The sequence below is a fragment of the Cronobacter universalis NCTC 9529 genome (assembly GCF_001277175.1).
GTDB classification, from domain to species: domain Bacteria; phylum Pseudomonadota; class Gammaproteobacteria; order Enterobacterales; family Enterobacteriaceae; genus Cronobacter; species Cronobacter universalis.
In genome coordinates this window covers 714,699-738,687 of sequence record NZ_CP012257.1, presented here as the reverse complement: position 1 = coordinate 738,687, position 23,989 = coordinate 714,699, and the positions used below count along the sequence as shown (strand labels likewise).

21 protein-coding genes are annotated in these 23,989 nt (G+C 56.3%); 5 read left to right on the top strand and 16 right to left on the bottom strand.

Annotated elements, in window-relative coordinates; translation table 11 throughout:
* Positions 1 to 149: 149 nt before the first annotated feature.
* Positions 150 to 3,374, bottom strand: a complete 3,225-nt coding sequence (gene carB / locus AFK65_RS03370; RefSeq protein ID WP_007701016.1) for a carbamoyl-phosphate synthase large subunit — start codon at positions 3,372 to 3,374, stop codon at positions 150 to 152.
* A 17-nt stretch (positions 3,375 to 3,391) separates the two neighbouring features.
* Positions 3,392 to 4,540 (bottom strand): glutamine-hydrolyzing carbamoyl-phosphate synthase small subunit, encoded by a 1,149-nt coding sequence (gene carA / locus AFK65_RS03365; RefSeq protein WP_032804267.1) that lies wholly within the window; start codon positions 4,538 to 4,540, stop codon positions 3,392 to 3,394.
* Between the two features lie 175 nt (positions 4,541 to 4,715).
* Between carA and AFK65_RS21990 the strand changes: the two genes are divergently transcribed.
* Positions 4,716 to 4,856 carry a hypothetical protein gene (locus tag AFK65_RS21990; protein ID WP_155886426.1) on the top strand — a complete coding sequence of 47 codons (141 nt, stop codon included), beginning with the start codon at positions 4,716 to 4,718 and terminating at the stop codon, positions 4,854 to 4,856.
* 151 nt (positions 4,857 to 5,007) lie between these two features.
* Here AFK65_RS21990 and dapB read toward each other — a convergent pair whose 3' ends face one another.
* Together dapB and AFK65_RS03355 are read right to left on the bottom strand one after the other, a co-directional pair.
* The gene (gene dapB, locus AFK65_RS03360; RefSeq protein ID WP_032804266.1) at positions 5,008 to 5,829 is read right to left on the bottom strand and encodes a 4-hydroxy-tetrahydrodipicolinate reductase; all 822 of its coding nucleotides are present in this window, start codon (positions 5,827 to 5,829) and stop codon (positions 5,008 to 5,010) included.
* Between the two features lie 191 nt (positions 5,830 to 6,020).
* On the bottom strand, positions 6,021 to 6,653 hold the full coding sequence (locus AFK65_RS03355; RefSeq protein ID WP_007700406.1) for an alanyl-tRNA editing protein: 633 nt from the start codon (positions 6,651 to 6,653) through the stop codon (positions 6,021 to 6,023).
* Between the two features lie 94 nt (positions 6,654 to 6,747).
* Between AFK65_RS03355 and AFK65_RS03350 the strand changes: the two genes are divergently transcribed.
* On the top strand, positions 6,748 to 7,644 hold the full coding sequence (locus AFK65_RS03350) for a LysR family transcriptional regulator (protein ID WP_038858065.1): 897 nt from the start codon (positions 6,748 to 6,750) through the stop codon (positions 7,642 to 7,644).
* Here AFK65_RS03350 and rihC read toward each other — a convergent pair.
* The 6 genes from rihC to ribF all read right to left on the bottom strand — a co-directional run bounded on the left by rihC (position 7,641) and on the right by ribF (position 14,457).
* Positions 7,641 to 8,558: a ribonucleoside hydrolase RihC gene (rihC, locus tag AFK65_RS03345; protein WP_038858067.1), complete on the bottom strand. Its 918-nt coding sequence runs from the start codon at positions 8,556 to 8,558 to the stop codon at positions 7,641 to 7,643. The two genes, AFK65_RS03350 and rihC, sit on opposite strands and share 4 nt — an antisense overlap.
* Positions 8,559 to 8,651: 93 nt before the next feature.
* Entirely contained in the window at positions 8,652 to 9,602 is a 951-nt protein-coding gene (gene ispH / locus AFK65_RS03340; RefSeq protein ID WP_038858069.1) for a 4-hydroxy-3-methylbut-2-enyl diphosphate reductase, read from the bottom strand.
* A complete protein-coding gene (gene fkpB, locus AFK65_RS03335) occupies positions 9,583 to 10,053 on the bottom strand; it encodes an FKBP-type peptidyl-prolyl cis-trans isomerase (protein ID WP_004386255.1) in 471 nt (156 codons plus the stop codon). Before fkpB ends, ispH begins: the two co-directional genes overlap by 20 nt.
* 103 nt (positions 10,054 to 10,156) lie before the next feature.
* On the bottom strand, positions 10,157 to 10,654 hold the full coding sequence (gene lspA, locus AFK65_RS03330) for a signal peptidase II (RefSeq protein WP_007699831.1): 498 nt from the start codon (positions 10,652 to 10,654) through the stop codon (positions 10,157 to 10,159).
* Complete coding sequence (gene ileS / locus AFK65_RS03325) at positions 10,654 to 13,470, bottom strand: isoleucine--tRNA ligase (RefSeq protein WP_038858072.1); 2,817 nt, start codon at positions 13,468 to 13,470, stop codon at positions 10,654 to 10,656. The genes lspA and ileS overlap by 1 nt, the downstream gene beginning before the upstream one ends.
* A 48-nt stretch (positions 13,471 to 13,518) precedes the next feature.
* Entirely contained in the window at positions 13,519 to 14,457 is a 939-nt protein-coding gene (gene ribF / locus AFK65_RS03320; protein WP_007699295.1) for a bifunctional riboflavin kinase/FAD synthetase, read from the bottom strand.
* 317 nt (positions 14,458 to 14,774) lie between these two features.
* On the opposite strand from ribF, the gene rpsT reads away from it, so the two are divergent.
* Positions 14,775 to 15,038, top strand: a complete 264-nt coding sequence (gene rpsT, locus AFK65_RS03315; RefSeq protein ID WP_004386260.1) for a 30S ribosomal protein S20 — start codon at positions 14,775 to 14,777, stop codon at positions 15,036 to 15,038.
* 77 nt (positions 15,039 to 15,115) lie between these two features.
* On the opposite strand, the gene nhaR is transcribed toward rpsT, so the two are convergent.
* The 3 genes from nhaR to AFK65_RS03300 form a co-directional block, all read right to left on the bottom strand.
* Positions 15,116 to 16,012 carry a transcriptional activator NhaR gene (nhaR, locus tag AFK65_RS03310; protein WP_007698669.1) on the bottom strand — a complete coding sequence of 299 codons (897 nt, stop codon included), beginning with the start codon at positions 16,010 to 16,012 and terminating at the stop codon, positions 15,116 to 15,118.
* 72 nt (positions 16,013 to 16,084) lie between these two features.
* A complete protein-coding gene (gene nhaA / locus AFK65_RS03305) occupies positions 16,085 to 17,251 on the bottom strand; it encodes a Na+/H+ antiporter NhaA (protein ID WP_172461552.1) in 1,167 nt (388 codons plus the stop codon).
* A gap of 241 nt (positions 17,252 to 17,492) precedes the next feature.
* A complete protein-coding gene (locus AFK65_RS03300) occupies positions 17,493 to 19,565 on the bottom strand; it encodes a glycosyl hydrolase family 18 protein (RefSeq protein WP_038858073.1) in 2,073 nt (690 codons plus the stop codon).
* Positions 19,566 to 19,966: 401 nt separating this feature from the next.
* On the opposite strand from AFK65_RS03300, the gene AFK65_RS03295 reads away from it, so the two are divergent.
* Together AFK65_RS03295 and AFK65_RS03290 are read left to right on the top strand one after the other, a co-directional pair.
* The gene (locus tag AFK65_RS03295; protein ID WP_007698203.1) at positions 19,967 to 20,413 is read left to right on the top strand and encodes a winged helix-turn-helix domain-containing protein; all 447 of its coding nucleotides are present in this window, start codon (positions 19,967 to 19,969) and stop codon (positions 20,411 to 20,413) included.
* A gap of 20 nt (positions 20,414 to 20,433) precedes the next feature.
* Positions 20,434 to 20,973 carry a glycoside hydrolase family 108 protein gene (locus AFK65_RS03290; RefSeq protein WP_007698201.1) on the top strand — a complete coding sequence of 180 codons (540 nt, stop codon included), beginning with the start codon at positions 20,434 to 20,436 and terminating at the stop codon, positions 20,971 to 20,973.
* A gap of 53 nt (positions 20,974 to 21,026) precedes the next feature.
* Here the strand turns inward: AFK65_RS03290 and AFK65_RS03285 are convergent, their stop codons facing one another.
* The 3 genes from AFK65_RS03285 to dnaJ form a co-directional block, all read right to left on the bottom strand.
* Positions 21,027 to 21,365, bottom strand: a complete 339-nt coding sequence (locus tag AFK65_RS03285; RefSeq protein ID WP_007698200.1) for a phage holin family protein — start codon at positions 21,363 to 21,365, stop codon at positions 21,027 to 21,029.
* A gap of 182 nt (positions 21,366 to 21,547) precedes the next feature.
* Positions 21,548 to 22,495: a LysR family transcriptional regulator gene (locus tag AFK65_RS03280; RefSeq protein WP_007697706.1), complete on the bottom strand. Its 948-nt coding sequence runs from the start codon at positions 22,493 to 22,495 to the stop codon at positions 21,548 to 21,550.
* 271 nt (positions 22,496 to 22,766) lie between these two features.
* Positions 22,767 to 23,909: a molecular chaperone DnaJ gene (gene dnaJ, locus AFK65_RS03275; RefSeq protein ID WP_038858074.1), complete on the bottom strand. Its 1,143-nt coding sequence runs from the start codon at positions 23,907 to 23,909 to the stop codon at positions 22,767 to 22,769.
* Positions 23,910 to 23,989 lie beyond the last annotated feature (80 nt).

Genomic DNA, 23,989 nt, shown 5'->3' with positions numbered 1-23,989 from the left:
TTAAACGTGAACCGGGAATTCGGCAAACGAGACAGCCTGAAGGGTAACGGATGGCCGCGCATGAGTGAAAAACTAATTGGCTATTAAATTTAGGGGGGCGCCAATAAAAAAAGCCAGCTTACGCTGGCTTTTATCGGGTTCACGACGTCTTACTTCGTGATTTGCGCGTGCATCTCCTGAACGGACGTCACTTTCTCGGTGGCGTCAGCGTTCAGCGCCATCGCGGTGGCGAAGCCGCCGTTCAGCGTGGTGTCGTAATGCACTTTGTATTGCAGCGCGCTGCGGCGAATCAGCTTGGAGTCTTCAATCGCCTGGCGGCCCGCGGTGGTGTTGATGATGTAGGTGTATTCGCCATTCTTGATGCGATCCTGAATGTGCGGACGCCCTTCATGCACCTTGTTCACCAGACGCGGGTTGATGCCTGCTTCGCCCAGCACAATCGCGGTGCCGTGGGTGGCGTCCAGCTCGAAGCCGAATTTCAGCAGCTTGGCGGCGAGATCCACCACGCGCTCTTTATCGCCCTCACGCACCGAGAGCAGCGCGCGGCCCTGTTTCTTCATGGTGGAGTTGCTGCCGAGCTGCGCTTTGGCGAACGCCTCCGCGAAGGTGCGGCCCACGCCCATCACTTCGCCGGTGGAGCGCATTTCCGGCCCCAGCAGCGGGTCGACGCCCGGGAATTTGTTGAACGGCAGCACCACTTCTTTCACCGAGTAGTACGGCGGGATGATCTCTTTGGTAACGCCCTGCTCGCTCAGCGTTTTGCCCGCCATGACGCGCGCCGCCACTTTCGCCAGCGGCACCCCGGTGGCTTTGGAGACGAACGGCACGGTACGCGCGGCGCGCGGGTTCACTTCAATCAGATAGACTTCGTTATCTTTTACGGCGAACTGGACGTTCATCAGGCCGCGCACCTGGAGTTCAAAGGCCAGTTTCTGCACCTGCTGGCGCATCACGTCCTGAATCTCCTGGCTTAAGGTATACGCCGGCAGAGAGCACGCGGAGTCGCCGGAGTGTACGCCCGCCTGTTCGATGTGCTCCATGATGCCGCCAATCAGCACCGTTTCGCCGTCGCAGATAGCATCGACATCCACTTCCACCGCGTCATCCAGGAAGCGGTCCAGCAGCACCGGCGCGTCGTTGGAAACACTCACCGCCGTCTGGAAGTAGCGACGCAGGTCGGCTTCGTCGTAGACGATTTCCATCGCGCGGCCGCCCAGTACGTAAGACGGACGCACCACCAGCGGGTAGCCAATCTCTTTCGCCTTCTCGACGGCCTGTTCGATAGCCGTCACGGTGGCGTTCGCCGGCTGCTTCAGCTTCAGGCGATCCACCGCCTGCTGGAAGCGCTCGCGGTCTTCCGCGCGGTCAATCGCGTCCGGGCTGGTGCCGATAACCGGCACGCCTGCAGCTTCCAGCGCGCGCGCCAGTTTCAGCGGGGTCTGGCCGCCATACTGCACGATAACGCCTTTCGGTTTCTCGATACGCACGATTTCCAGCACGTCTTCCAGCGTCACCGGCTCGAAGTAGAGGCGGTCGGAGGTGTCGTAGTCGGTGGAGACGGTTTCCGGGTTACAGTTGACCATAATGGTTTCGTAACCGTCTTCACGCAGCGCGAGCGCGGCGTGGACGCAGCAGTAGTCAAACTCAATGCCCTGGCCGATACGGTTCGGCCCGCCGCCCAGCACCATGATTTTTTCGCGATCCTGGTTCGGGTTGGCTTCGCACTCTTCTTCATAGGTGGAGTACATGTAGGCGGTATCGGTTGAGAACTCCGCCGCGCAGGTATCCACACGCTTGTAGACCGGGTGCAGGTTGTACTGCTCGCGCAGCTTGCGGATTTCCGATTCGCTGACGCCCGCGAGTTTCGCGAGACGCGCATCGGCGAAACCTTTACGCTTGAGCATACGCAGGAAATCAGCGCTAAGTCCGTTAATGCCCTGCTCAGCCACCTGCTCTTCGAGGCGCACCAGCTCTTCAATCTGCACCAGGAACCAGCGGTCGATATTGGTCAGGTTAAACACGCCGTCAACGGACAGACCGGCGCGGAAGGCGTCGGCGATGTACCAGATACGCTCGGCGCCCGCGTCTTTCAGCTCGCGGCGAATTTTGGTCAGCGCTTCCGGGTCGTCGAGGCTCACTTTCGGGTCAAAACCGGTCGCGCCCACTTCGAGGCCGCGCAGCGCTTTCTGCATCGACTCCTGCTGGGTGCGGCCAATCGCCATCACTTCGCCCACCGATTTCATCTGGGTGGTCAGGCGGTCGTTGGCGCCGGCGAATTTCTCGAAGTTAAAGCGCGGGATTTTGGTGACCACGTAGTCGATGGACGGCTCGAACGACGCCGGGGTACGGCCGCCGGTGATGTCGTTCATCAGCTCATCAAGGGTGTAACCCACCGCCAGTTTCGCCGCCACTTTGGCAATCGGGAAGCCGGTCGCTTTAGAGGCCAGCGCCGAGGAACGTGACACGCGCGGGTTCATTTCGATAACAATCAGACGGCCGTTTTTCGGGTTCACCGCAAACTGCACGTTGGAGCCGCCGGTTTCCACGCCGATTTCACGCAGCACCGCCATCGAGGCGTTACGCATGATTTGATACTCTTTATCGGTCAGCGTCTGGGCTGGCGCCACGGTGATGGAGTCGCCGGTGTGGATACCCATGGCGTCGAAGTTTTCAATTGAGCAGACGATGATGCAGTTGTCGTTTTTATCACGCACCACTTCCATCTCGTACTCTTTCCAGCCGATCAGCGATTCATCAATCAGCAGCTCTTTGGTCGGCGAGAGATCCAGGCCGCGGGCGCAAATCTCTTCGAACTCTTCGCGGTTGTACGCGATACCGCCGCCGGTGCCGCCCATGGTGAACGACGGGCGAATAATGCACGGATAACCGACATCCGCCGCTACCGCCAGCGCTTCTTCCATATTGTGCGCGATGCCGGAGCGTGCGGTGTCGAGGCCGATTTTCTTCATCGCGACGTCAAAACGACGGCGGTCTTCGGCTTTATCAATCGCATCGGCGGTCGCGCCAATCATGGTCACGCCGAACTCTTCCAGCACGCCCTGGCGCTCCAGCTCCAGCGCGCAGTTCAGCGCCGTCTGGCCGCCCATGGTCGGCAGCACCGCATCCGGGCGCTCTTTTTCGATGATTTTACGCACAACTTCCCAGTGGATCGGCTCGATGTAGGTCGCATCGGCCATCTCCGGGTCGGTCATGATGGTCGCCGGGTTGGAGTTCACCAGAATAACGCGGTAGCCCTCTTCGCGCAGCGCCTTACACGCCTGCGCGCCGGAGTAGTCGAATTCGCACGCCTGGCCGATGACAATCGGGCCCGCGCCAAGAATCAGGATGCTTTTAATATCTGTACGTTTTGGCATTGTTCTCTTTCTCCCGATTATTTGGCGGTCTTACGGTACTGCTCAATTAATTCGATAAAGTGGTCAAACAGCGGCGCGGCGTCATGCGGGCCGGGGCTCGCCTCAGGGTGCCCCTGGAAGCTGAAGGCCGGTTTATCGGTGCGGTGAATCCCCTGGAGCGTGTTATCGAACAGGGATTTATGAGTCACGCGCAGCGTTGACGGCATGGTCGCTTCATCCACCGCAAAACCGTGGTTCTGGGCGGTGATCATCACGCGGTTGTTATCGATATCTTTCACCGGATGGTTGCCGCCGTGGTGGCCGAACTTCATCTTCACGGTTTTCGCGCCGCTCGCCAGCGCCAGCAGCTGGTGTCCGAGGCAGATGCCGAAGACCGGCACGTCGGTTTCGAGGAATTTCTGGATGGCTTCGATGGCGTAGTCGCACGGCGCCGGGTCGCCAGGGCCGTTGGAGAGAAACACGCCATCCGGGTTCATTTTCAGGACATCTTCGGCGGAGGTTTGCGCCGGGACGACCGTCAGGCGGCAGCCTCTGTCCACCAGCATGCGCAGGATGTTGCGCTTCACGCCGTAGTCATACGCCACCACATGATAAGGCAGCTCTTCTTCTTTTTTCGCTTCCGGCAGTTCGCCTGCGAGCGTCCAGCTGCCCTGCGTCCAGCTGTAAGCTTCCGTCGTGGTCACTTCTTTTGCCAGATCCATGCCGTTCAGGCCAGGGAAGGCTTTCGCTTTTTCCAGCGCCAGCGCGGCATCGACATTATCCCCTGCGATGATGCAACCGTTCTGGGCGCCCTTCTCACGCAGCAGACGCGTCAGCTTGCGGGTATCGATATCGGCAATCGCCACGATGTTATGGCGCTTCAGGTAAGAAGAAAGGTCCTCTGTGTTGCGGTAGTTGCTGGCAATCAGCGGCAAATCACGGATCACAAGGCCCTGAGCATGTACCTGGGAGGATTCAGCGTCAGCATCGTTGGTGCCGACATTACCAATATGAGGATAAGTGAGAGTGACAATCTGGCGGGAGTAGGAAGGATCAGTGAGGATTTCTTGATAACCGGTCATTGAAGTATTGAAAACGACTTCCCCTACTGCCGTACCTGTTGCCCCGATGGCCCGACCGTAGAATTGGGTTCCGTCTTCCAGAACCAACAGCGCTGACTTAATCAAAACGTCCTCCAGGGAATAAACAGTCAATTTATTTGCATATTAATTCAACCAGTATGGCTAAATCAACGCAAAAACGCCTGAACAGCGAATTTTTGGCAAACGGCGGCATTCTAGAGAGAACCCACAGGGAAGTCTACCTTAAAACGCACTTTTTATTGTTTTTTTGAGGGCTTTGATGAAAAGCGAAGAAATGACGGGTAAAAACCAAAGAAAACGAAGCGCAGAAAACGGTTGCTCAGCAAGAAAATTAAAAATGGATCATAACACAGCTTTTAAAATGGACCAAACGGTCAAAATTCACAATCCTTTAACGTAAAAACAGATGAAAACTTGTAATTTTAAGAGTCATGATAAAGAAAAAATCTAAACCACCTTAAAAAACACAAAATAAAAAAGGGCAATAAACTATTGCCCTTTCAATCAGAAACTTATGATTGAAATAACCACATCACGATGGGTAATTGAGATCACAAATTGTTTAAATCCAGCACGTCACGCATATCGTAAAGCCCATTTTTACGCGTTTTAAGCCATAATGCAGACTTTACCGCGCCGTTCGCAAATGTCATCCGGCTCGAGGCTTTATGGGTGATTTCAATACGTTCGCCGATGTCAGCGAACATCGCGGTGTGCTCACCGACAATGTCGCCCGCACGCACGGTCGCAAACCCAATAGTGCCGGGTACGCGCTCGCCGGTGTGGCCTTCGCGCGCATAGACCGCGCAGCTTTGCAGATCTTTATTCAGCGCGCCGGCAATCGCCTCGCCCATCGCAAGCGCGGTGCCGGACGGCGCATCCACTTTATGTCGGTGATGCGCTTCAATAATTTCGATATCGGTGTAATCGCCCATCACCTGCGCGGCTTTTTCAAGCAGCTTCAGCATCACGTTAACCCCAACGCTGAAGTTAGCGGCGAACACCACAGGGATCGCCGTGGCGGCTTCACGGATGGCCGCTTTACCGGCGTCGTCAAAGCCGGTGGTGCCGATCACCATGCCTTTATTATGCGCGCGGCAGAACGCAAGGTACGCCAGGGTGCCTTCGGGACGCGTAAAATCGATAAGCACGTCGAAGTCATCTTTTACCGCCTCAAGACTGCTCTGGAGGGTCACGCCGGTCGTGCCCGCGCCCGCCAGTTCACCCGCGTCTGCGCCCAGCAGCGAGGAGCCTTCGCGCACCAGCGCAGCCCCCAGCGCCACGCCGTCCATAGCGAGCGCCGCCTGGATTAACTGCCGGCCCATACGACCATTCGCCCCCGCGATCGCGACGCGGACCTGTGCTTCTTGCATAGTTATACTCTTCAGATTGCTTAGAAATCGTTCTCAGGTTAACCAGCCTGCCCGCAGGCTGCCAGCTGAAAACAAGAATAATTAGAAATTTATGATAAAACGGCGGGGGTATCAGTAAAAGGCCTGGATCACCTGATAACTCCAGGGTTATGGCGGGATAAAACGGCAGGCGCTTTAGCCTGCCGCGAGGCTTACTCTGCCACCTGATAAGCCACCAGCAGCTGGCCTTTCTTTACTTTAATGCTGGTGAGCGTGACCTCACCGACCTGCGAGAGCGATGCCACATGCGTGCCGCCGCAGCCATAGACGGGCAGTTCGCCGAAGCGCACCTGCCGCCGTCCGTCAACGAAATCAACATAGCGCGGCAGATCGGCGGCGATCCAGGCGGCGATTTTCTCGCTTAACGCGCAGGCGTCAGGCGCGTCTGATGCCTGCGCCGGAGCAAACGTAATTCTCCCTTCGCCGGGCCAGTGGTGCGCTTTCACCGGCTGCCAGCCGAGCTGCTCGCCCGCATAGCCAATCAGGTGGCCCGCCGAGTGCCAGCGGGTATGGCGGTTACGCAGCGCGTCATCAACCGCAAGCGTGGCGGGGCCGGTCGCCACCGGCTGCGCCAGCAGATGAATCACCGTCTCGCCGCGGTTTTCCACGCGCAGCACCGGCACATCGTTTATCGCGCCGCTGTCAGAGGGCTGCCCGCCGCCCTGCGGGTGAAACAGCGTCGTATCCAGTTCGACTTCATAATCGCCCTGCGCATTTTGCTCGCAGCGCAACACGTTCGCTTCGCCCTGTAGCGCGTCGCTCAGGTAGTACTCTCTGTGTGTCATCGTTGTCCTCCCGGTTCACCACACATTATATTTGTTATTCCCGCAGCGATAATCCTGCGCGGCGACAACGAACCTTTGCACCAGGCGCACAAATATGAATTTAGCCCTTCTGCCCGATATCGCGGTTTTCGTTCAGGTGGTGGAGAGCGGCAGCTTCTCCGCCGCCGCGCGCAAGCTCGGCGCCACGCCCTCATCCGTCAGCCGTAGCGTCTCTCGCCTGGAGCGCGAGCTGGGCTGCAAGCTGCTGGTCCGCACCACGCGAAAATTGCGCCTCAGCGAGGCGGGCAACGGCGTGTTTCAGCGCGCCGCCAGCATGATGGACGCCGCCCGCGACGTGATGGCCCAGGGCGGCACGGCGTCACACGCGCCGCAGGGGCGCGTCACGCTTGGCGTGCCGAAAGCGGTGGGCCGTTTTGTGATCCACCCGTTGATGGAAGAATTTCTGACGCGCTACCCGCAGGTGGATATCTGCCTGCGCCTGGAAGACCGGTATATGGATCTTATCGATGACGAGGTGGATCTGGCGCTGCGCATTACCGATTCCCCCTCCCCCGGGCTGTACGGCAAACCGCTGATGCCAATAGAACATCTGCTGTGCGCCACGCCGGACTATCTGGCGCGCCACGGCACGCCGGAAACGCCGCAGGCATTACGTCATCACAGTTGCATCAGTCTTGGCGAAACGGCGGCGGACGCGCGCTGGAAGTTTCGTCGCGACGGGAAAAGCGTGGTGGTGCAGACGCACGGGCGGTACGCCGCCAACCATACCGGCGTACGTCTTGATGCCGTGAAGCGCCATCTGGGCATCGGCAGCCTGCCGCGTTTTACCGCCAGCGACGCGCTGGCGGCAGGCGAGATTGTTCAGGTGCTGCCGGAGTGGGAATTTATCAGCAGCTATTCCGGCAGGCTCTGGCTGTTGTGGTCGACGAGCCGCCATATGCCCGCCAAAATCCGGGCGCTTATCGACTACCTGACGGAAAAGCTCTGCTAAGGCGCCAGCGTGAGCGTCTGCGCGACCCAGTCGCGAAACGCGGCCACGTCGATACCGAGCGCGACCTGCACGTTCGCAGGCTGGTTTAACTTTCCTTCAATATCCACCACCGTGGCGCCCGACGTGTAGTCGCCGCGCGTCTCCACCGCCACAAAACAGGGTTTAAGCGTAAACAGCTCAGGCTTAACCAGCCAGGCGATGGCGCAGAGATCGTGCATACGCAGGCCCGTCGTCATGCTGCCGCTGCGGTAATGGCTGAACAGCGCGTGCAGCATTTTCCCGGTGCGGTTAAGCGAGGGCAATGCCGCGAGATAATCAGGCGTGAGCACCGCCTGGTTGGTGACATCCAGCCCGCACATCACTATCTCAATGCCGCTTTCAAATACCCGCGCGGCGGCTTCCGGATCGATGGCGATATTAAACTCGGCGTTGGGGGTAAAGTTGCCGCGCCCTGCCGAGCCGCCCATCATCACCAGCCGTTTGATTTTCGCTTTACATGCCGGATAGTGCGTCAGCAGCAGCGCGATATTGGTCAGCGGCCCGATGGTGACGAGCGTCAGCGGCTCCGTGGCGGCCGTCAGGCGTTCGTAAATCGCCTGAAACGCCGGAACGTCGAGCGTCAGCCGGTCGTGTTCGATAAATTCGTAACCCTCCATCCCCGATTCGCCGTGCACCGACGCGGCATCGCGCAGCGGGCGCGCCAGCGGCGTGACGGCCCCCTGCGCCACCGGCACGTCAGCGTCCCAGAAATGCAGCAGTTGCAGCGCGTTGCGGGTCGTTTTCTCCAGGGACACATTGCCTGCGACAGTGGTGATGAGCTGTAAATCCAGCGCGGGCGAAAACAGCGCGGCGGCGATAGCCACGGCATCGTCAATGCCGGGATCGGTATCGAGAATAATCGGCGTTTTTGTCATGAGCGTTCCTTGTTGTCCGGCCTGCCGTCAGGATAAAAAAATGCCGGACGATCTTCACCGTCCGGCATGCTGTTCTGGTACGCGCGTAAAAAATTACTGCACTTCGCGCGCGTCGATGCGCAGCTCCTTCGGCACTTCGAAAACGATGTTTTCTTCGCGACCGGTCAGCTCGTGGGCGTCGCTGCCGCCAAGCGCTTTCAGGCGCGTGATGACGTTCTGCACCAGAACATCCGGCGCCGAGGCGCCCGCGGTCACGCCCACACAGGCGGCGGTTTTGACCCAGGCTTCCTGAATGTCGTTGGCGTCGTCGATAAGATAGGCCGTTTTGCCCATACGCTGGGCCAGCTCCGCCAGACGGTTGGAGTTGGAGGAGTTTTTCGACCCCACCACTAACACCACGTCCGCCTGCTCCGCCAGCGCGCGCACGGCTTCCTGACGGTTGGTGGTGGCGTAGCAGATGTCATCTTTACGCGGGCCGACGATTTTCGGGAAACGGCTGCGCAGCGCGTCGATCACCTCTGAAGTATCATCCACCGACAGCGTCGTCTGGGTCATAAAGGAGAGATTATTTTCATCCTTTACGGTAATTTTCCAGACATCTTCCGGCGATTCCACCAGATACATGCCCCCTTCCGGGTTGCTGTACTGGCCCATCGTCCCTTCCACTTCCGGGTGTCCGGCGTGGCCGATAAGAATGGCTTCTTCGCCACGGCGGCTGGAGCGCGCCACTTCCATATGCACTTTGGTCACCAGCGGGCAGGTAGCGTCAAACACCGTCAGATCGCGGCTTTTCGCTTCATTGCGAACCGCCTGCGAGACGCCGTGGGCGGAGAAAATCAGGATCGCGCCATCCGGCACTTCGCTGATTTGCTCGATAAAAATCGCGCCGCGCTCGCGCAGGCTGTCCACGACGTAGCGGTTATGCACCACTTCATGACGAACGTAGATAGGCGCGCCGTAAATCGCCAGCGCGTTTTCCACAATGCTGATAGCGCGGTCCACGCCTGCGCAGAAGCCGCGCGGGTTAGCCAACAGGATCTGCATCAGAACTCTCCAGCGCCGGATCGATTTCCAGCACGTCTATATCAAAATGAAGGGTATGTCCGGCGAGCGGATGGTTGAAATCCACCGTGATGGAGTCGCCGTTGATTTCACGGATGACGCCCGGCATTTCGCTGCCGTCCATTGCGGTAAAGAGCATAATCGCGCCGATGTCCGGCTCGCCCGCATCGATAAACTCGCGGCGGGAGAAGTACTGGATGAGATCCGGGCTCGGTGTGCCGAACGCGTCTTCCGGCAGGAGCGTAAACGCTTTTTTGTCGCCGGCATGCAGACCGAGCAACTCGCGCTCCAGGCCCTGCGACAGCGAGCCGTCGCCCAGGCGAAACAGCGCGGGTTTGCCGCTGTTGCGGCTGGACTCCGCCGTGGAGCCGTCTTCAAGCTTCAGCGTAAAGTGCACAAGCACCGCGCTGTTGCTCTGTATGGATGTAGACATGCAGGTTGCTCACTTATTTTGGGTCGTCTGTTTACCCGGTACCGGGCCTACAGAAGGCCGCACATTCTGTGGGCCGGGCAGCGAGACGCCGCCCGGCCAGAGGTTACGCCGTGGCTTTCTGTTTAGAAGGCAGGAAGCCTTCCAGCACGACTAACGCCGCGCCGATACAAATGGCGGTGTCGGCCAGGTTGAACGTCGCGAAGTGCCAGTCGCCGACATAGAAGTCAATCATATCGACCACGAAGCCGTGCCACAGACGGTCAAACAGATTGCCCAGCGCGCCGCCAATAATCAGCGCGTAAGCAATATTGTTGAGCTTCTGGCTCGCCTTCGCGCGATACATCATGACCGCCAGCAGCACGCAGATACCGATAGCGATACCGGCGAAGAACCAGCGCTGCCAGCCGCCTTTGTCCGCGAGGAAGCTGAACGCCGCGCCGTAGTTGCGCGCATAATGCAGATTGAGCGACGGGAACAGCGAGACGGTTTCCCCCAGCGCGAAATGCTGGAGGATTAACGCCTTGCTACCCAGATCGACAATCAGCACGACCACCACCAGCCACAGCCAGCGCAGACCGGTTGAAAGAATCGGTTTACTCATCAGGCAAACTTACGTTTTTCGCCGTCACCGGCGACGTTGCTGACACAGCGACCGCAGATTTCTGCGTGTTCCGCCACCTTGCCGACATCGGTGGTGTAGTGCCAGCAGCGCGGGCACTTCTCACCTTCGGCTTTTGCGAGCGCCACTTTCAGCCCTTTGAGCAGTTCGCTCTGCTGGGCATCCGCGGCGGCGCTGGCATAATCCTCAACCTTCGCCTGCGAGGTCAACAGGACAAATCGCAATTCCTCGCCAAGCGCGGTGAGTTTCGCCGCCAGCTCCGGCTCCGCGTACAGAGTGACCGCCGCTTCCAGCGAGCCGCCAATTTTCTTATCGGCACGCGCCTGCTCAATCACCTTGTTCACTTCGCCGCGCACTTTCAGCAGCGCGTCCCAGTAAGCGTCGTTCATCGCTTCGGTATCGGCAAGGCCAAACAGGTCGTCGTACCATTCGCCGGTAAAGACGTACTTCTCGCGCTCGCCCGGCAGGTAGCCCCACACTTCGTCCGCGGTGAAGGAGAGGATCGGCGCCATCCAGCGCACCAGCGCCTCACTGATGTGATAAAGCGCGGTCTGGCAGCTGCGGCGCGCCACGCTGTCGGCTTTCGCGGTGTACTGACGGTCTTTGATGATATCGAGATAGAACGAGCCCATTTCGATGGAGCAGAAGCGCATCAGGCGCTGCACCACTTCGTGGAAATCGTACGCTTCATACGCCTTCACGATATCGTCCTGCGCGGCTTTGGCGCAGCCGACCGCCCAGCGATCCAGCACGACCATCTCTTCCGGTTTCACCATGTCTTTCGCCGGATCGAAACCATTCAGGTTCGCCAGCAGGAAGCGCGCGGTGTTGCGGATACGACGATACGCATCGGCGGCGCGTTTTAAGATCTCGTCAGAGACCGCCATCTCGCCGGTGTAGTCGGTGGATGCCACCCACAGACGCAGAATATCCGCGCCCAGTTTGTTCATTACATCCTGCGGAGAGACCGTGTTGCCGATGGATTTCGACATCTTGCGGCCCTGACCGTCAACGGTGAAACCGTGGGTCAGCACCTGGCGGTACGGCGCTTTGCCTTTCATGGCGGTGGAGATCATCAGCGAAGACATAAACCAGCCGCGATGCTGGTCAGAGCCCTCGAGATACATATCCGCCGCATGGCCGGAAAACTCCGGGCGCACGTCAACCACAGACGAGTGGGTAGAGCCGGAATCGAACCATACATCCAGCGTATCCGGCACTTTTTCATAAACATCGGCGTCATCGCCCATGATGTCGCGCGGATCGAGATCCCACCACGCCTGAATGCCGTCCTGCTCAACGCGTTTTGCGACTTCTTCCATCAGCTCCAGCGTGCGCGGGTGCAGCTCCTGCGTCTCTTTATGGACGAACAGGGACATCGGCACGCCCCAGGTGCGCTGACGGGAGATACACCAGTCCGGGCGGTTGGCGACCATCGACTCGATACGCGCCTGGCCCCAGTCCGGGATCCACTGCACGCCTTTAATCTCTTTCAGCGACTGCGCGCGCAGGCCTTTTTGATCCATGCTCACGAACCACTGCGGCGTGGCGCGGAAGATGATCGGCGTTTTGTGGCGCCAGCAGCACGGATAACTGTGCAGCAGCTTCGCGACATTCAGCAGCGCGCCTTTTTCACGCAGCAGCTCAACAATCTGATCGTTCGCTTTGAAGACGTTAACGCCGTCCAGACCTGGGTATGTGCCCGGCAGATACGCGCCGTCCGGGCCGACCGGATTCGCAATCTCCAGACCATATTTCTGGCTGATGGTGTAGTCGTCCGGGCCGTGGCCGCCTGCGGTATGCACCGCGCCGGTACCGGCGTCAAGCGTTACGTGCTCGCCGAGAATAGCCGGAACGTCAAAGCCCATGAACGGGTGCGTAAAGCGCATCAGCTCAAGCTGCGCGCCTTTGGTTTCGCCAAGCACGGTGTAATCGGCGACGTTGATGCGCTTCATCACGCTTTCAAGCAGATCTTTCGCCACGATCAGCGCCTGGCCTTCAATCTGCACCAGCACATAGTCGATCTCAGCGTGCAAGGAGATAGCGCGGTTCGCCGGCAGCGTCCACGGAGTGGTGGTCCAGATAACCAGCGATACCGGGCCGTTGACGTTTTGCGCGCCAAACTTCGCCGCGACCGCCGCCGCGTCTACTGCGTTAAAGGCGACGTCGATAGAAGGCGAGGTTTTGTCGTAATACTCCACTTCCGCTTCAGCCAGCGCGGAGCGGCAGTCGACGCACCAGTGCACCGGCTTGGCGCCTTTGTGCAAGTGGCCGTTGCCGATGATTTTACCGAGCGCGCGGATGATGTTGGCTTCGGTTTTGAAATCCATGGTCAGGTACGGGTGCGACCAGTCGCCGAGCACGCCCAGACGGATAAAGTCTTTACGCTGGCCGTCAACCTGGGTCGCCGCGTATTCACGGCATTTGGCGCGGAATTCGGCCGCGGTGAATTTCTCACCCGGCTTGCCAAACTCTTGCTCCACTTTCAGCTCGATCGGCAGACCGTGGCAGTCCCAGCCCGGCACGTACGGAGAGTCATAACCGGCAAGCCCTTTGGACTTCACGATAATGTCTTTCAGAATCTTGTTAACCGAGTGACCAATATGAATGCTGCCATTCGCATAAGGAGGGCCGTCATGCAGAATGAAGGTTTTTTTGCCTTTTTTGGCTGCACGGATGATGCCGTAGAGGTCATCATCGGTCCAACGCGCCAGCATTCCCGGTTCGCGTTTGGCGAGATCGCCGCGCATCGGGAACCCTGTTTCCGGCAAATTCAGGGTTGATTTATAGTCACTCATCAGATTCTCGGTTCCGTATTTCGGTTTGATAATTAGCCGATTCAGGCGTTACGCCGGTGTCGGTAGCCCAAAAAAGTCGCGGGCGGTGATCACGTCTCTGGCGATTTGCGCCTTGAGTTCATCAAGCGAGGCAAACCGCTGTTCATTGCGTATTTTTTTACGCAGCACTACATCTATATGGCGGCCGTAGAGGTCGATTGCAACGTCCAGCAAGTGAACTTCCAGCTGCTGACGCAGGCCGGCCACCGTCGGGCGGGTGCCGATATTGGCGACGCCGGGCAGCGGTTTATCGCTGATGCCCAGCACTTCCACCGCATACACGCCCTTGACGGGCGAAACCTGACGGCGCAGCGGTAAATTCGCCGTCGGGAAACCTATGGTACGCCCGAGCGCGTCGCCGTGGACCACGCGCCCGGAGATGGCGAACGGCCTTCCGAGCAGGTTTTCCGCGAGGCTTAAGTCGTCCTGCGCGAGCGCCTGGCGCACGGCGGTGCTGCTGATACGCACGCCCTCTTCGCAAAACGTTTGCGTACTGGTGACTTCAAAACCATATTCGCGCCCGGCTTTCTGTAATAACAAGAAATCCCCTTCGCGACCAGCGCCAAAGCGGAAATCGTCACCCGTGGCGAGGAATTTCACGCCGAGGCGCTCGACCAGCAGATCGCTCACGAAGTTCTGGGCCGTCAGCGCGGCAAAGCGGCGGTCGAAGCGAATGCACAGCACGTAATCCACGCCGCAACGGGCGAGATAGCGCAGCTTTTCGCGCAGCCGGGTGAGCCGCGCAGGCGCTTTATCGGCCGCGAAAAGTTCAAGCGGCTGCGGCTCGAATATCATGACCATAACGGGCAGGCCGCGTTCGCGCCCCTGCTCGCACAGCCCGGCAAGCAAAGCCTGGTGACCACGATGCACGCCATCGAAATTGCCGATGGTCAGCACGCAACCGTGATGCTCAGAGGTGAGATTATGTATGCCGCGTATCAGCTTCATGACTGGCTCAGAACAGTGAAAATCGTCGGATTATACCTTGTACAGCCTTTAAGGTTAACCGACGATTTGGCCCTGTCAGCCATAAACCGGCAACGATTTCATCGCGCTGCGTCAGGGTTTCGCACTGAACGCGAATTTTGTCCCACAAAGACTGTATTCGCACGAGGCAAGCTGGTAGAATCTTGCGCCATCACTACGTAACGAGCGCCGCATCACAACGGCGCTTATTTGCACAAATCCATTGACAAAAGAAGGCTGAAAGGGCATATTCCTCGGCCTTTGAATTGTCCACATAGATCATATTTGGGAGTTGGACCTTGGCTAATATCAAATCAGCTAAGAAGCGTGCCGTTCAGTCTGAAAAGGCCCGTAAGCACAACGCAAGCCGTCGCTCTATGATGCGTACTTTCGTTAAGAAAGTGTACGCAGCGATTGAAGCTGGCGACAAAGCTGCAGCACAGAAAGCATTTAACGAAATGCAACCAATCGTGGATCGTCAGGCTGCTAAAGGTCTGATCCACAAAAACAAAGCTGCTCGTCATAAAGCGAACCTGGCTGCACAGATCAGCAAACTGGCTTAATCGCCGTTGGTTGTCGCTTTGTTGAAAGCAGTTTGTTAAAAAAACCCGCATCTGCGGGTTTTTTTATGTCTGCTGATTTATTTCGGCGGCACGAACAGCGCCGAGTAGTCGCGATTGCAGATGCGCTGCACCGCCGGATGCTGAATCATTCGCTCTGCGAAAATCGCGTGATACTCTTCCATCACGTTATCCATGCGCCCTATCTCCACAATATTCTCATCGTCGTAAAAATCGTGCGCGTAGAGGCTTGGCGCAACGAATACGGCGTTATGGGCCGCGCCGAAGGCTTTCATCAGCGCCGCGTCGTCAAATTCACCGAGAATTTCCACCTTCAGACCTTGCGAGTGGATCCAGTTCAGTAATTTACGCCCGAGCATGGAGCGGCGCCCCGGTATCAGCAGCCGACGCTCTTCGAGACACGCCGGGAACGGCTTTGCGGGCGCCGGGCTCTGGCACCAGAAGCTCACGCTGCATTCGCCGATTTTGACGGAAAACAGGCCCGCCTGCTGCGTGGAGTCGATGGGGCAGTCGGAAATAATCATATCGAGCTTATGCTGGCTCAGCTGTTCCAGCAGCATCTCGTGCGTCGATTCAAAACAGCGCAGGTGGATTTGCTCATCTTCCACGACCGCCGCGTCCAGCACGCCGCTGACCAGCCTCTTGGAAAGCGCATCCGCCACGCCGACATCGAACAACAAATGCGACTCTTTGCGGTAGTTGATGATGTCCAGCATCTCCTGGCTTAAGGTAAACATGCGGTCGGCGTAACGAAAGACCAGTTGCCCGAGCTCGCTGGGCTCGAGGCCCCTTCCCTTACGCTTAAACAGTTTGCCCTGTAGCCTCTTCTCAAGCGCTTTTATCTGTCCGGTAATGGTTTGCGGCGTAAGGTAGAGCGCCTCGGCCGCACCGACGACCGAGCCCTCCTTACAAACCTGCCAGAAATAATATAAGTGGTTGTAATTGATATGAGACATAAGCGCTTTCTCTGTGGAGTCCCTGAGGGCAAAGCGGCCTTCGCTCCGAAAGACCGCATAATAAAGCGGGCGTTAACGCACCCCCGATAAATGGCTGCGCAACAGCGCATACCCGATAACCGCAGCCAGTAATGAACCGACCAGAATGCCAAGCTTCGCCCAGGTCACCAGGGCTGCGTCGACATCGCCGAAAGCCAGCGACGCGATGAAAATGGACATCGTAAACCCGATACCACACAGCACGCCGACGGCCAGGATTGTCTTCTGAGTAACGCCAGGTGGGAGTGTGGCCCACTTAAACTTTACGGCCAGCGCGCAAAACAGGCTGATACCGAGCGGCTTACCAATAAACAAACCGGCGATGATGCCCAGCGGCAGCAGCGATGTCAGGCCCGCCAGCGTGACGCCCTCAAGCGAAACGCCGGCGTTGGCGAAAGCGAACAGCGGCAGGATCATAAAGCCCACCCACGGGTGCAGCGCATGCTCCAGCGAGCCTGCGGGCGAATGCCCCTTCTCTGCCGTAAGCGGCACGAAAAAGCCGATAATCACGCCCGCGAGCGTGGCATGCACGCCGGATTTCAGCACCGCCGTCCAGAGCACCACGCCCACGAGAATATAGACGCCGACGCGACGCACGTTGCAGAGATTCAGCGCGGCCAGTACGGCGATAGCGCCTGCCGCCACCATCAGCGACACCATCGACAGCGAACTGGTATAGAACAGGGCAATAATCACAATCGCGCCCAGATCGTCGATGATAGCCAGCGCCATCAGGAAAATTTTCAGCGCAGGCGGCACGCGGCTGCCGAGCAGCGCCAGAATCCCCAGCGCGAACGCGATATCCGTCGCCGCCGGGATAGCCCAGCCTGCGCGCGTTACCGGATCCTGAAAGTTGAACGCCAGATAGAGCGCGGCCGGGAGCACCATACCGCCCAGCGCGGCAATGACCGGCAGCGACGCCTGCCGACGGCTGGCGAGCGAGCCCTGTACCAGTTCACGTTTGACCTCCAGGCCCACCAGCAGGAAGAACACGGCCATCAGGGCGTCGTTCACCCACAGCAGCATGTTCTTTTTAATTTCCAGCGCCCCGAATTTTAACTCTACCGGCGTGCCGAGAAAGCCTGTGTAGAGTGTTTGCGTGGCGTTGAGGTTTGCCAGAAGCATGGCCAGCGCGGCGGCGGCGATCAGCACAATGCCGCCCGCAGCGTCGCTTTTAAAGAAACGTTGTACCGTTTTTATCATCATTGTCCATCCAGAATTATGGATTCATGTATTCACTTACTTTCACCAGGTATAAGGATAGCCGCCTTTACTCATCGGAAAAGCAGTTTATTCTGCGTATAAGATTCGTTAAAACCGAAATTAAAGAGACTGAGACAGGTAGTGGCGGGTACAAAAAAGCCCCGGTAATCCTTACCCGGGGCCAGAGTACCGCTCGAATAACGGGCAGAGCGGTAAAAACCATTGTGAAGCCGGACGATCAATACGTCCCAATATCGGTCCAGACCTGATAAGGCCCGCTGTTGAGATCGGGCTGTTCACCCTGGGAGTACCAGTTCACCTGGTAGTTATGTCCTTTCCAGCTCACCTTCTCAAACGTTCCCCATTTCGCGCCATAAATCTTACTGGCATCCCAGAGCGGATAAGGCGCGCTGCCGGTATCCGGGGTTGGCGTTGGAGTCGGCGTCGGTTCTGGATCGGGCGTCGGCGCTGGCGTATCGCCGCCGGAGGAGGACGAACTGCCTGGCACAGCAGTGACAACAAAGCGCTGCTGCGAAGAAGGCTCGTTTTTGCTGTCGCGCACGAACAGCGTGAACTGGTACTCGGTGCTCTGGGTGACCACCGGCACGTCAAACTCAATCACGGCGGCGCTCTTATCCGCCACGGTGATGGGCGAAGGCACGCCCCAGCTGAAACTTAGCGCATCGTTATCTTCATCATGCGAGGCCTCGCCGGAGAGCTGTATGCGCGAACCGCCGACCACGCGCAACTGAATGGCCGCTACCGGCGCATGGTTCACCGTCGGTTGCGGCTCGCTGTCGCCGCCGCTGCTATCCGGTTCGGAAACATTAATGCCTTCGAAATAGAACGGCTTCATGTCTACCGTCTGGGTTTCAATTTCATACCCCAGCCCTTCGCGCGCGGCATTCACCAGCACACCGTTATCCTGATCGATAGTCCAGGTAAACAGCCCGCCAAGGTTACGTGCCGCGGCATACTGGCCTTTGGCTTTCACGGAACGCGGCGTATCGAGCGACATGAATAGTTTGCTTTGCGGGTTATAGAGGTAGTCCGCGTTGGCGACTTTATCGGTATAAACGTTAAAGCCGTTACGCCCTTTCTGATTTTCCAGATCCAGGTAGTTGTAAATAGTGTCATACCACTCGGTGCTGCCGGATTCGAAAGAACCGGTGGTAGTGCCGTTCCCTGGCGTATAAGCGCCCTTCAGAGGAGAGAAGCTTTCGATTACCGCATTACGCGCGTTACGGGTATAACCGGCGTAACCGATATTAATACGGTCGGACGGGAAGCCTTCGGCAATCAGATAATCCACGACCGCCTCGATACTCCAGCCGCCCGCGGTGAGCGGCGTCAGGTTGGTATGGTGCGTCAGCGTATCCGCCCAGGGGGTGCCGAAGAAGTCATAGGTCATCACGTTGATGGCGTACAGACCGGCATCCAGCAGCGCTTTAACGTTGGAATACTCCAGCGTAGAGACAACCGCTGAGCTGGCGATTGAGATTTTGACATCGCTGCGTCCCGCCGCGCTGAGTTGCTTTTTCAGCTCAGCGATAAGCAGCGCATAGTTCGCGCCATCTTCCGGACCATGCGGGTTACCGTTGCCTTCGGCGTTCGGGTACTCCCAGTCGATATCCACTTCGCTGAACATCGGGAACTGCTTAAACAGTTTCACCACGCCAGCTGCGAACGTTTTGCGTGAGGAGTCGGTTTTCGACATCTCATGGAAGCCGTTACTCATGGTCCAGCCGCCGATACTCATCGACAGCGCCAGGGTATGTCCCTGCTGCTTCGCTTTCTGCTGAAGATCGCGCAGGCCGCCCAGCAGGCCTTTGGTGGTGGCCTGAGTCACCGTTGCCGGATCGATATCCCAGCCGCTGGTGGTATGTCCGCAGTTCACGTAAGACTGGAAATCGCCCCACGGGTCGAGAAAGGTGGGTTCATTGGTGTTTTTATTGGTCTGGCGGGCGGCGTTTTCAATGGTGTACTGCTTTTCCCCTTTATCACCGACAATACCGAGGAAGCCGAACACAATTTTGTCATACGCGGTAGGCGACACTTTCGCCAGATCGTAGCCGCGGCCACGATTGGAGGGAGTGTCATCACCCTGTAAACGACCATCATATTGCGACCAGTCGGTATAATAGCCAAACACTTTCGGTTTATTAGCAGCCTTATATTTGTTATATACCGGTTTCGCTACGCGGGCCGATGTATAACTGTATTTTTCAGTTTCGCTCGCAGGGTTAAAGCCATCTGCAGCGTTACTGGTTTCGGTCAGGCTGTCGCCCTGAATTAATTTACTTGTAGCCATTTTTATTTTCCTTCGTGAAAAGTGAGTGCAGTACTTTCTGCGCTAACTATCATGATCGGCCGTTTCCCATTCCTCCAGTCACAACCAATAAAAATGACATTAAAAAACAGCAATGATTTAAAGCGTCATTACAAAATAACAAACAAAAAACATCTTTTTAATTTTTAAAGTGTATATTCAATAACTTGAAATAAAATATATTATACACTTAAGATTAAGCTGTTTTTAATTTTAACTTAAAAGAGATTTAAAAAGGCGGATAAACCGTGATCTGGACTATCGTTTCGCTAAATAAAAACGCTTTTTTATTATATTCTGTGGAAATTAACCCACCGCATCCCTACGCTTAAAGGCGCCAGAGAACCTCCCACCATATATTTATATCTGTTCACAGGTGATATATGAAAAGTTACCTAATTAATCACAACTGTATTTTCACTGAGGCAAATAATGAATTAAAAAACACTGACAACGCATGCGTTATAAAGATGACGACCATGCGGGCACGGTGTTTGAGCTTCATTATTGAAAACGCCAAAAACGGTGTTATAGAAAAGCAGCAAATCGCCGCCGTCCTGTGGGGAAACCGGGGCCAGTTCATCAGCGATGCGAACCTGACGCAGGTGCTTTATCTGCTGCGTCGGGATCTGCGTGCGCTCGGTATCAATGACTTCTTCGTCACCATTCCCAAACTCGGTATCAAAGTGAATGACGATGTGCCCGTCGACATTCTCACCCATGAAAAAAAGAAAAAGCCTAAACGCGCGCTCTGGACGGCGGCGGTATTTGCTGTGTTTATCCTCTGCGTTCTGGCGCTTTTTACCCTGACGGATGTGAGCAACCCATAATCTGTAAGTGAGGAAACATTATGAACCCGGTCATTGACGGAATCCTGGCTATCGAAGGGAACTATGTGAATCATCCGGCGGATCGCGGCGGCCCGACGAAATGGGGGATCACCGAGAAGACAGCCAGAGCGCATGGCTATAAAGGCGATATGCGAGATATGAGCCGCGAAGAAGCTTACGGCATCCTTGAGAAAGACTACTGGATAGCGCCAGGCTTTGATCGCGTCGCGCAGTACTCGCTGCCGATCGCCTTTGAGCTGTGCGAGGCTGGCACCAATATCGGGCCGGCACTCCCTGCCCGCTGGCTGCAACGCTGGCTTAATGTGTTTAATCATCAGCAGAGTCGCTATCAAGACTTAACCGTGGACGGCGTTATCGGCAAAAACACGCTGGATGCGCTGAAAGCGTACCTGGAGAAACGCGGTAAAGAAGGTGAAGGCGTGCTGGTAAAAGCGCTGAACTGTACGCAGGGTGACTATTATCTTGAGATTACCGAGAAGCGTGAGGCGAACGAAGCGTTTATCTACGGATGGTTGCGGGAAAGAGTCGCCCTGCCGTAAAAGACGGTGGCGCAAAAGCCCGCTGCTGCCAGCGGGCTTTTTCTTTGCTTCACTTATTTTAACAGGGAGGTTCCGCTCAGGAAGTTTTTCACCTTCTCGCTCAGCACCCGTAAGATCGGCGTGGCGAATACCCCGCCGAGCCCGGCGACCATCAGCACCATATTAAAACTCAGGTTGCGATCGATAGCGGCCACGCTCAACAGAAAAGCGGTGAAACAGGAGATGGCAATCTGAGCCAGGCAATCCATGATGTCTTTATGCGTTTCGTTCCTTTCTCGCTTCATCAGATAGCTGACAAAGCCGCCCCAGCCGCCAATAGCGATAATGGTTAATAAGATTTCCAGTTCAACCAGAACCAGTTTAGGCGTTGCGATATGCGTAGCAATAGACATAATAAACCTCGGTAATAGATAGACGATAAATCATTACGCCGTCTGGCGATGCGATAAAGTTAGCAATCTAACCAGTAGCAGGGTAATCATTTAATCTCACCGACGGGGCCGCGCGGCTAATTCCTGGCGTTCTGTTTTTTTAGAGAGAATAGTTTTCCAGTGATTTACAGGATTGTGATACGTTATTTACGATAATTGATAAGCGTTTGCAGCATCGCGATAACATCCCGTATCTGATCGCGCTGTGGATTATTACGGTGCCAGCCGGCATGAATCTTAATAATTTCAAATTCAATGGTGTCAGGCAAATCAACTAACGCGATACGATACTTACCTTGCGTCTGGTAAAATCGTGCAATTTTCGTTGGTAATATTGTTACCATAGCGGAATTTTCAATAATACTTAATAACCCGTTTATTGAATCTGTATTATACCCGACCGATAAATGATGATTAAAAAATGAGAAAGATTCACTGGCTGTGATATCTTTTTTTAGCCGCGGGGTTATCGCGTAAGGGTAGTAAATGGCATGCTGCGAAGCAAAAATGTTAGCCAGCGATAATTGCGGCAGCTCGCAAAGCGGATTTTGCACGTTGCAGACAGCCGTATAAGCCTTGTATTGATCGATGATGACCTGCTCAATATCCGGATCGCTCAAATAATGCGTGGATACCAGCAAATCGTTGCGGCCATTTTTCAGGTCGCTGACTTGTTGAGCAAGATCTTTTCCGGTAGCCGAAGAGTAATGTAAACGAAAACGCTCAAACATTTCCATATCAAAGAGTTGCGAGAAATAGTACTGCTCGCTCACCTCATCACCCGTAATTTTCATTTCACACCACGCCGGCATCCTGATGTCGTGTTCGAAGGTGGCGTCAATCATATCCAGCACCCTGCCATAGGCGCGATGAATCTGGTGAGCGCGCGGCGTCGGCGTCAGCCCCTCACGGGTACGAATAAAGAGTTCTTCTCTATAGGTTTGCTGTAAACGTTGAATGGCGAGCGTAATGGCGGCGGGGGTGACCTGAAGCCGTCGGGAAGCGCGTGTGGCATTGCCCGCCGTGATTACCGCATCAAGGACTTTGATCAGATTATAATCAAATTCTTTGACACCCTTCTTCTTCTTCATGTTGCGGAGTGTCCTGGCGCCATGGGAGAGGTAACAAAATATAAGGTTCAGCCTCCTCTGGCAAAATCAATTTATCTCTTCTGTAACACAGCTGATCTAAATTAGCGGCGCGCCCCACACTGTTTCACCTTTTGCGCATGAGTGAAGGGCTACGAATGTTAATATTCCTTTTGCATCTGTTTATTTCTGATTAAGTAAAAGCTGAGCATAAAAAAGCCTGAAACGGTATTTACCATTTCAGGCTGAAGAATTATTCGTTAAAACCGAAAGGTTAACGGGTTAAATCATCAAAGAATTTTTTTACGCCGTCGAAAAAGCTTTTTGAGCGCGGGCTATTTTTTTCGCCGGTAGGACCGCCGAAGCTTTCCTGCAGCTCCTGAAGCAAGGCTTTCTGACGATCGTTCAGGCCGACCGGGGTTTCCACCACGACACGGCACAGCAAATCGCCCTGCGCGCCGCCGCGAACCGATTTCACGCCTTTACCGCGCATGCGGAACAGCTTGCCGGTCTGGGTTTCACTCGGCACTTTCAGCATCACGCGACCATCCAGCGTCGGGACTTCAATCTCGCCGCCCAGCGCCGCCATCGCAAAGTTGATCGGCACTTCGCAGTAAAGATTGTTGCCTTCGCGCTCAAAAATCGGGTGCTGTTTCACCTGAACTTGAACGTACAGATCGCCTGCCGGCGCGCCCTGCTCGCCCGCTTCGCCTTCGCCCGCCAGACGGATACGGTCGCCGGTATCGACGCCCGCCGGGATTTTCACCGACAGCGTTTTGGTTTTTTCGATACGGCCGTGACCATGACAGTTGCTGCACGGATCTTTAATCAGCGTACCGCGGCCCTGACAGTGCGGACAGGTCTGCTGTACGGCGAAAAAGCCCTGACGCATCTGCACCTGGCCTGCGCCATGACAGGTCGGACAGGTCTGCGGCTGGCTGCCGGGTTTGGCGCCGTTACCGTGGCAGACTTCACACTCTTCCAGCGTCGGGATGCGGATTTCTTTCGTCACGCCACGTACCGCTTCTTCGAGCGTCAGCTCCATGTTGTAGCGTAAATCCGCGCCGCGCGAGGCGCGACGACCGCGTCCGCCGCCGAATATATCGCCGAAGACGTCGCCGAAAATATCGCTGAAGTCCGCGCCGTTGCCAAAGCCGCCGCCGCCGAAACCGCCGCCGCCCATGCCGCCCTGTTCAAAGGCCGCGTGGCCGTACTGATCGTAGGCGGCACGTTTTTGCGCATCGGTGAGGATTTCGTAAGCTTCTTTAATCTCTTTAAATTTGGCTTCGGCCTCTTTATCACCCTGGTTACGGTCCGGGTGAAATTTCATGGCCAGGCGTTTATACGCCTTTTTTATTTCACGCTCGTCCGCCGTTTTCGGGACGCCTAAAATTTCGTAATAGTCTTTCTTCGCCATGTTTTATCTGCCCCTGACATGCGTGCACGGGCGTGGAGAAACTCCTACGCCCGTGCCAGTGTTATCTACCCTGCATCAGG

What these genes read in the sequence shown, in the direction of transcription:
- AFK65_RS21990 (WP_155886426.1), top strand. Translation starts at nt 4,716, where the DNA reads ATGAAAAGCGAAGAAATGACGGGTAAAAACCAAAGAAAACGAAGCGCA.
- AFK65_RS03350 (WP_038858065.1), top strand. Translation starts at nt 6,748, where the DNA reads ATGAATTTAGCCCTTCTGCCCGATATCGCGGTTTTCGTTCAGGTGGTG.
- dapB (WP_032804266.1), bottom strand. Translation starts at nt 5,829, where the DNA reads ATGCAAGAAGCACAGGTCCGCGTCGCGATCGCGGGGGCGAATGGTCGT.
- AFK65_RS03300 (WP_038858073.1), bottom strand. Translation starts at nt 19,565, where the DNA reads ATGGCTACAAGTAAATTAATTCAGGGCGACAGCCTGACCGAAACCAGT.
- lspA (WP_007699831.1), bottom strand. Translation starts at nt 10,654, where the DNA reads ATGAGTAAACCGATTCTTTCAACCGGTCTGCGCTGGCTGTGGCTGGTG.
- dnaJ (WP_038858074.1), bottom strand. Translation starts at nt 23,909, where the DNA reads ATGGCGAAGAAAGACTATTACGAAATTTTAGGCGTCCCGAAAACGGCG.
- AFK65_RS03290 (WP_007698201.1), top strand. Translation starts at nt 20,434, where the DNA reads ATGAACCCGGTCATTGACGGAATCCTGGCTATCGAAGGGAACTATGTG.
- fkpB (WP_004386255.1), bottom strand. Translation starts at nt 10,053, where the DNA reads ATGTCTACATCCATACAGAGCAACAGCGCGGTGCTTGTGCACTTTACG.
- rihC (WP_038858067.1), bottom strand. Translation starts at nt 8,558, where the DNA reads ATGACAAAAACGCCGATTATTCTCGATACCGATCCCGGCATTGACGAT.
- ispH (WP_038858069.1), bottom strand. Translation starts at nt 9,602, where the DNA reads ATGCAGATCCTGTTGGCTAACCCGCGCGGCTTCTGCGCAGGCGTGGAC.
- carB (WP_007701016.1), bottom strand. Translation starts at nt 3,374, where the DNA reads ATGCCAAAACGTACAGATATTAAAAGCATCCTGATTCTTGGCGCGGGC.
- AFK65_RS03280 (WP_007697706.1), bottom strand. Translation starts at nt 22,495, where the DNA reads ATGAAGAAGAAGAAGGGTGTCAAAGAATTTGATTATAATCTGATCAAA.
- ileS (WP_038858072.1), bottom strand. Translation starts at nt 13,470, where the DNA reads ATGAGTGACTATAAATCAACCCTGAATTTGCCGGAAACAGGGTTCCCG.
- AFK65_RS03295 (WP_007698203.1), top strand. Translation starts at nt 19,967, where the DNA reads ATGAAAAGTTACCTAATTAATCACAACTGTATTTTCACTGAGGCAAAT.
- AFK65_RS03285 (WP_007698200.1), bottom strand. Translation starts at nt 21,365, where the DNA reads ATGTCTATTGCTACGCATATCGCAACGCCTAAACTGGTTCTGGTTGAA.
- AFK65_RS03355 (WP_007700406.1), bottom strand. Translation starts at nt 6,653, where the DNA reads ATGACACACAGAGAGTACTACCTGAGCGACGCGCTACAGGGCGAAGCG.
- nhaR (WP_007698669.1), bottom strand. Translation starts at nt 16,012, where the DNA reads ATGTCTCATATCAATTACAACCACTTATATTATTTCTGGCAGGTTTGT.
- ribF (WP_007699295.1), bottom strand. Translation starts at nt 14,457, where the DNA reads ATGAAGCTGATACGCGGCATACATAATCTCACCTCTGAGCATCACGGT.